The sequence below is a fragment of the Budvicia aquatica DSM 5075 = ATCC 35567 genome (genome assembly GCF_000427805.1).
In the GTDB taxonomy this organism is placed as follows: Bacteria; Pseudomonadota; Gammaproteobacteria; order Enterobacterales; family Enterobacteriaceae; genus Budvicia; species Budvicia aquatica.
The window spans coordinates 1-6,085 of the sequence record NZ_ATYS01000098.1; the positions used below are offsets into that span (position 1 = coordinate 1).

General features: G+C 54.2%; 7 protein-coding genes and 2 pseudogenes. 8 read left to right on the plus strand and 1 reads right to left on the minus strand.

Annotated elements, in window-relative coordinates:
- From YWE_RS31005 to YWE_RS31010, 3 genes and pseudogenes are all read left to right on the plus strand, one after another.
- Nucleotides 1-201 (plus strand): annotated as a pseudogene (locus YWE_RS31005) (SinI family autotransporter-associated protein); the annotation flags it as partial.
- 173 nt (nucleotides 202-374) lie between these two features.
- The gene (locus tag YWE_RS0120375) at nucleotides 375-1,271 is read left to right on the plus strand and encodes a SinI family autotransporter-associated protein (RefSeq protein ID WP_029096143.1); all 897 of its coding nucleotides are present in this window, start codon (nucleotides 375-377) and stop codon (nucleotides 1,269-1,271) included.
- A 204-nt stretch (nucleotides 1,272-1,475) separates the two neighbouring features.
- On the plus strand, nucleotides 1,476-2,765 hold the full coding sequence (locus YWE_RS31010) for a hypothetical protein (RefSeq protein WP_029096144.1): 1,290 nt from the start codon (nucleotides 1,476-1,478) through the stop codon (nucleotides 2,763-2,765).
- A 22-nt stretch (nucleotides 2,766-2,787) separates the two neighbouring features.
- Here the strand turns inward: YWE_RS31010 and YWE_RS28140 are convergent, their stop codons facing one another.
- Entirely contained in the window at nucleotides 2,788-3,558 is a 771-nt protein-coding gene (locus YWE_RS28140) for an RNA-directed DNA polymerase (protein WP_051323481.1), read from the minus strand.
- 433 nt (nucleotides 3,559-3,991) lie between these two features.
- Between YWE_RS28140 and YWE_RS28145 the strand changes: the two are divergent.
- The 5 genes and pseudogenes from YWE_RS28145 to YWE_RS0120405 all read left to right on the plus strand — a co-directional run.
- A pseudogene (locus tag YWE_RS28145) lies at nucleotides 3,992-4,300 on the plus strand (ANR family transcriptional regulator).
- A 112-nt stretch (nucleotides 4,301-4,412) separates the two neighbouring features.
- Nucleotides 4,413-4,595 carry an IS1/IS1595 family N-terminal zinc-binding domain-containing protein gene (locus YWE_RS32075; protein WP_428829263.1) on the plus strand — a complete coding sequence of 61 codons (183 nt, stop codon included), beginning with the start codon at nucleotides 4,413-4,415 and terminating at the stop codon, nucleotides 4,593-4,595.
- Nucleotides 4,596-4,700: 105 nt separating this feature from the next.
- Entirely contained in the window at nucleotides 4,701-4,889 is a 189-nt protein-coding gene (locus tag YWE_RS32080) for an IS1/IS1595 family N-terminal zinc-binding domain-containing protein (protein ID WP_428829292.1), read from the plus strand.
- Between the two features lie 35 nt (nucleotides 4,890-4,924).
- Nucleotides 4,925-5,239: a hypothetical protein gene (locus YWE_RS0120400; protein ID WP_029096145.1), complete on the plus strand. Its 315-nt coding sequence runs from the start codon at nucleotides 4,925-4,927 to the stop codon at nucleotides 5,237-5,239.
- On the plus strand, nucleotides 5,232-6,085 hold an 854-nt coding region (locus YWE_RS0120405; RefSeq protein WP_051323482.1), incomplete at its 3' end, for an LPS O-antigen chain length determinant protein WzzB. The genes YWE_RS0120400 and YWE_RS0120405, both read left to right, overlap by 8 nt.

Consider the following 6,085-nt stretch of genomic DNA (forward strand, 5'->3'; position numbering starts at 1 on the left):
CAGGTAGTACCGGTCAGTATTCAGTGGAAGCTGGATGGCTCGAACTCCGCAGCGAACGGCACCAGTGCGGTGGCGACCTTGAATAACTACAGTATTGCCGGTGCGACTTCGGACACTTACACCATTCCGGTGAACAGTGCGTCGAACTCAGGGGCTGCGCCGGGCGACCAGGGCTTTAGCCTGAAAGTGGATTTTAACTAAGTCCCCGACCTGTCTTATTGAAGGTGGGTCAGGCCGAGAGCCTAACCCGCCATCCCGAGACAGGCGATGAATGAAACGCCATTACCGTCAGGTCTTGCGCGTTATGAACTATATCAATGAAATCAATGAAATCAATGAAATCAATGAACACATTAAACCAAGGAAGAAGTGAAATGAAAAAAAGCAATACATTTACGTTAAAGAAGCTGGTTCTGGCGTTAGCGCTGGCCGGCTACACCATGAGCAGTGCGTATGCAGTAATGACCGCCCCGACCGGGACCATTCAGGGTACGGTGCCGGTACTGAGTGCTGCATCGAACGGTGCGCAACACGCCGTTGACTTCGCTCATACGGCTCAAGTGGCGGGCTCAATTAGTTCGGGTGACACCATCACGATGACGTATGAATACAATGATACGGACGAAGATGAGGATGACTCTACGGCCCACGTAACCTGGTATTACACTCTCGGTGGGGTTGATACGGCGATAACGACGGGTGTCAGCAATACGGCAGCAACCGCGATTGGCGGAACGGGTACCAGTGTGCTGACGGTTCCGGCTGCGGCGATTGGTGCGTCGGCAATACGCGTTGAGGTGACCGAATACTCGGCCTCGGGTGACCCGATTAGTGGAACGCCGATTAATATTGTCGACATTAATAACGGTGGTGGGGGTACGGGTCCATTCCCACCAACGGGTCCAATCATACCAGGCGGCAACGCAACACCAGCGATTTATCTGAGCACCAACCTGACGACGAACCTGATTGGTACAGCGACGAACCTGAATGTTGGCGACACTTACGTGTTTAAACTGTGGGATACCTCTACGGGTGCTGTGGGCGCTGGCGCGACCGACATTACCACCAGCGTACCGAACTACAACTGGCGCTTAGTGGGCACCAGTGCAACGGACAGCATTACTGCACCGGCGGGTACGGGCTTTGCGACCAACGTCGTGAATGGCAGCTTTACCATTCCGATAAACACGACACCGGTCACGGGCGGTACGGCGTTGACGGGTTCTGCAGACGGTGCGCAGGGCTTCAGTCTGGCGGTCGACTACTAAACCCCGACTAAATCGGGTTAGTGTCAATCAGGACCACGGGCAGGGTTTTCCTGCCCGTTTTTAACCCAGCATTGAGCAAAATACAGTTGCTACCCGGTCATCCACTCTGGCGGGTCACTCGGTAGTGATTGTTAAGCAGTTGAACAACATCATCATCTTCACATTCAAAATAGGCGTGCCACGTAATGTGGTAGAGAGGGACATATGACGCAAGACACCACAGGAACACCCCGCACCGTGCTGGCCGTACTTATCGCGGTCATACTTGTTGGCTCTGCCGTCCCTATCGGGGCAGTGGTACTGAGCGACCCGACAGGGATAATCCATGGCAGAGCACCGACAGCCGTGGGTGACTTATACGCCGTGATGCCGGACGGGACGACGGTGGTGACGAATAACGTCATTGTGAGCCAGACGGCCACGCCGAGTCAGTTTACAGTCTCGTCAGTCACAACGGGGATTACGCCGCACGATGCGGACGGGGATACGGGCCTGACGATGACCCCGGACATGTCGAGCGCCACGTTGGTGTGGAAGGACGACCTGGGCGCGGTGCTGAGCGGGACACAGCTGACCACCGCTCTGGTGAGCAACTACCCGGGCAAGACGATGACGCTAGAGGTGCATGCGCCGGTGACCACAACGAGTACGACGGGGCTACCGACGACGGCGGGGCAAGTACCCTTTGTGACGGCCTATATGGTGAAGGTGCCGCTGGCGCCGGTGCCGATGCCGGCAACTGTGAAAGTGAATATCAACAGCTACAGATTTGCCTCCAGCACTGGAGTGCCAAAAACCGCGTTCGCAGGAGCGAGTTTTGACATCTACATGAACGGAACTAGTGCAACCGGCAATGGAGCGTACACATGGGCGGTGAACAGATCGCACGTCACAGTTTCAGCTGTGGGGAAAGTAACTATTAAGTCCAAGCCGACATCCAGCTCGGAGGCTGAGGTGACAATAACGGCGACTGAAAATGCGACAGGCAAGGCATTCAAGCACACATTCGCGACAGCGGCGTGGTACGTAGACCACGGCGTCAAGACGTACTTCACGGGAAACGTATGCCCAGCGGGTTCGACAATACCAACGGCGCGGGATTTAGGGCCAGCATCTCAAAATCCCCCTGTGTCGATAACAGGGCTACCGTCGCTAGGGGCCCATAACGTATCGGTCGCGCGCGGTGTGGGCGGCATCCTAGCGGAGTGGGGGGGGACATCGACATGGCCGCGCACTGGCTATATATACAGGTCGTATAATGGTAAAGGAGGTATAAATCTCGGTGTCTTAGGAGGAAACTCCTCTTTCTGGACTTCGCATCGGGCGGTAACGACGGGATGGAATACAGGGGGATTGGTGAACGGAAAAGTGGCGTTTAACGCCGACATACGGAATACCAGGATGGAAGTAGCTTGGTCAATGCCCGACGCAGACATCATTGCAACAACTTATGGAAGCACGGATGCGGTGTTGGTGTGCAAGGAGGTCATATAGCTCATGCCACCTCGGGCTCTGGCTAGCAAGTCCGTGGTGGGTGAGGTCGGCATATAGGTGCAGGCATTTGAATACATACGCTCCACACCTGCCACCGCCCAACATACCCCGCCACCCGCACCTGCTGCTGTCTGGCAGTCAGGTGTCGGGTTTGCTCATAAAGCCGGCGAAGTCTAGTCAGGTGGTTGGTGAGGGCTCTGGGTGCGACAGATTGGACGCCCTTGTCGGTTAACCGGTATCCCATCCAGTCGGTGCCTTTGCGGGTGGGGCCGATGAAGGTTTTATCGGGGTGTTGGTGAAAACCGAATTGGTCAAAGAACTGGTTAAGCTTTCGGACTGCCCTGCGGAGCTGCCAGCGAGTGTTGGCGATGATGAAGAAGTCATCCATGTAGCGTGAGTAATCCAGATTCGTTTGTTGGGCAAAGTGAGCATCCACTTCGTACAGGTGGAATGCCGCCAAGAGTGGGCTGAGTGAGGAACTGCGAGCAATGCCGAATTCGGGCGTATGAAAAGTGCCTCCGTCTTCGACACTGTAGTGTAGGAACTGCCAGACAAGGTTGAGGAGTATCGGATGGTGAACATGAGATTGTCCCTGTGAGTAAAGGGTCTGCTTATTGATACGGGCGTAATAGCCCTTGATATCGGTACGGCAGACAAAACGATTATTCGGTTGGCGAAGCATCTGGTGGATACGTTGTACGCTTTTCTTGCCTCCCTGATGACCTTTGATGTGTTCGCACCGTGGATGTACGGGAAGGACTGGTGTCAACAGCAGGGTCAGGCACTTAAGCACTAACGCATCCGGTGAAGACCAGAGAGCCCGGGTGTCCCCTTGGGCGATTTTGACTAGCTGGAGTGGTGAGAGTTGATACGTGCCGGCATTCAGTTGCTGGTAGAGGCGCTGTTTTTCAGTCAGCCAATGAAATCGAAGGTGCCAGACATCGGCATTCGCGGGGAAGTGCTTGCGGGTTGACAGAGCCAGGTGAAGGCGGACTCAAGCAGGGTGTGGGAAAACAATTTCGACATGCAACTCGAGGGTTAATGGTTGAGTGGTGGTCAGTTTACGACCTGATACATTGCTAATTCAGTCTGGTGCGAAATATTCCGTCTGTCAATGCCTTGCTTTTTCAGCGTTAACGTCAGCGTCAGCGATTGGGTTGCCTGGTTTGGTTTGATTTTGGGGTAATCCCCTACCGTTTTTATTTATGTCTTTTGAAGGTGCCGTTATGTCACAACGTTTGAACCCTGAGTCTGCCCATCACTATGCCGAGCTGGCACATATTGCCGCGTTAAAAGAGCAGTCCGGTGATTGGAGAGGCGCGTCTCAGTATTGGGCGATGGCCGAGGATGTTGCCCGGTTGCCTGAGAACCGACTTTGGGCGGGGTCACGGGCGAGATATTGTAGTCATGAGGCGAGACAGGGTCTTGGCTATGCAGGCCGGTCAGTGCCATCACCTAATCAGAAATCCCTGGCCTCGACCCNNATNNCCNNNAAAAACGCCNNGGAAACGGTGAAGTACCACAATGAGGAGTGACCGCACAGGGTTACCGCATCACCGAGATATGGCACGAGTTGTGGGACAACCTAATTTTACTGAGTTATCAATTTTTACCGGGGGCACTATCCCCTGAATAAGGAGTTTGACGATGTTCATATACCGAAAACCCNCACCCGNTTGCCCGTATTGCGATGACACCACCCAGGTGCGCAAACANGGAACATCGCGCTGTGGCTTTCAGCGTTACCGCTGTTGTGACTGTGGTCGCACGTTTCAGGGTAAATACGTTTATCAGACGAGTTGCCAGGCCCAGTCAGTGACCGAGGCATAAGGTGCCCGTGGATGCCGCCAATATGCTCAGCTTGTGGTACTGGACAACGATAGACCGCTTACGACTCAGGTCCGGTCTCGGAGATTTTAGATGACGATGACGATGATGACATTACTCAAACAACGGCAACGCCCGGCGTGTCCGCATTGCGATACAGCAACNCAGATCCGCAAACACGGTAAAGCTCGCAGTGGCTTACCACGTTACATGTGCCTCGGTTGCCGAGGAACGTTTCAGGGCCGGTACATTTACCCGGCTTATCAAACGGATGGGAATGCGCGTGTCGGAAGCTAATCGACGGGACGAGGTAACAACAGGGAGTGTGTGCCATGAGAGTGACCGGTTTGGATATTGCGGTCAGTGCGGTGACCTTGCTGGCGATAGCGGTGATGATCCCAATGCCATGGCTACTTTCCTCTTTCCGAGATGCGGATGCTCAGCGCCACAGCCCCCTTCGTTGCGCCCCGGTCTCCGTACTCAGCGAACCACCGCCTGCCTCCATTACCGCATTATGGCTGGCGTCATTCCCGGCTCCGGTCAAGCCTGCACGAGACTGCCCGATACTTATCCCCAGTGCCCATCCGGCAGTATCACAACACCAAGACCCCGTGTCATGGCATCCGATGAGGTATGACGATGAGTGAAATAAGTCAAAAAACGTTAAACGCCCCATCAGGTTATACCGCCAATCAGGCTGGGTCTCGTCACGCGTACGATAACGATGAGATAGACCTGTTTGAATTGCTCCTTCGACTCTGGGACAAGAAAGGCTTGATTCTGTTGGTGACGCTGGTTACCACGCTGATAGCCGGCATCTATGCCTTTACCGCTAAAGAACAGTGGACGGTCAAAGCCTATGTCTCCCCGCCAAGAATGGCCCAGATGGACGATTACCTGACATTAAGACGGGCCTTTGCCCGGGTGAGTGGCATTAACGCCGACCCACAGGCGATAGCCAACCATTTATTCAACCGGTTCACCGAGATGGTATCCAGCCCCAATGAGAAGCTGACTTACCTATCCGAGACTGATTACGTCAAGCAACAGACTGAATCGATGGAATCGCAGGCGAAACGTGTTTGGCTAACGGAGATGGCGGACAAGGGGCTGGTGACGTCCCCGCAGGATGAAAAGAAAACCCTCCCTTACTTTATGCTGTCGGTGTCGGCGGATAATCCCCAAGTCGCGCTGGCCTTGCTGACCGATTATGTGAGCCGCATCAATGACCAGGTGATTGCGCAAGATGAGGCTGAATTTCAAAACAACCTTCAGGCCATGATATTGGCACGTCAAAAGGAACAGCAGGATATCGACTTTAGCCTGCAAGCTGACAGAACGAACCAGTTGGCGAACCTGACCCGCTCACGCAGTACGGCTCAGCGTGCCGGGATTAAGGATTATTACGCTAATTCAGCCAGCAACGGTGGAACCAAGATTGAGCTGGCGAATTCGGTACACAAATACATGCTGGGTGAGAACTTTTTGAGTGC

Bases quoted from the DNA above. Each gene is read 5' to 3' on its own strand.
- YWE_RS0120375 (WP_029096143.1), top strand. From the start codon at position 375: ATGAAAAAAAGCAATACATTTACGTTAAAGAAGCTGGTTCTGGCGTTA.
- YWE_RS0120400 (WP_029096145.1), top strand. From the start codon at position 4,925: ATGAGAGTGACCGGTTTGGATATTGCGGTCAGTGCGGTGACCTTGCTG.
- YWE_RS31010 (WP_029096144.1), top strand. From the start codon at position 1,476: ATGACGCAAGACACCACAGGAACACCCCGCACCGTGCTGGCCGTACTT.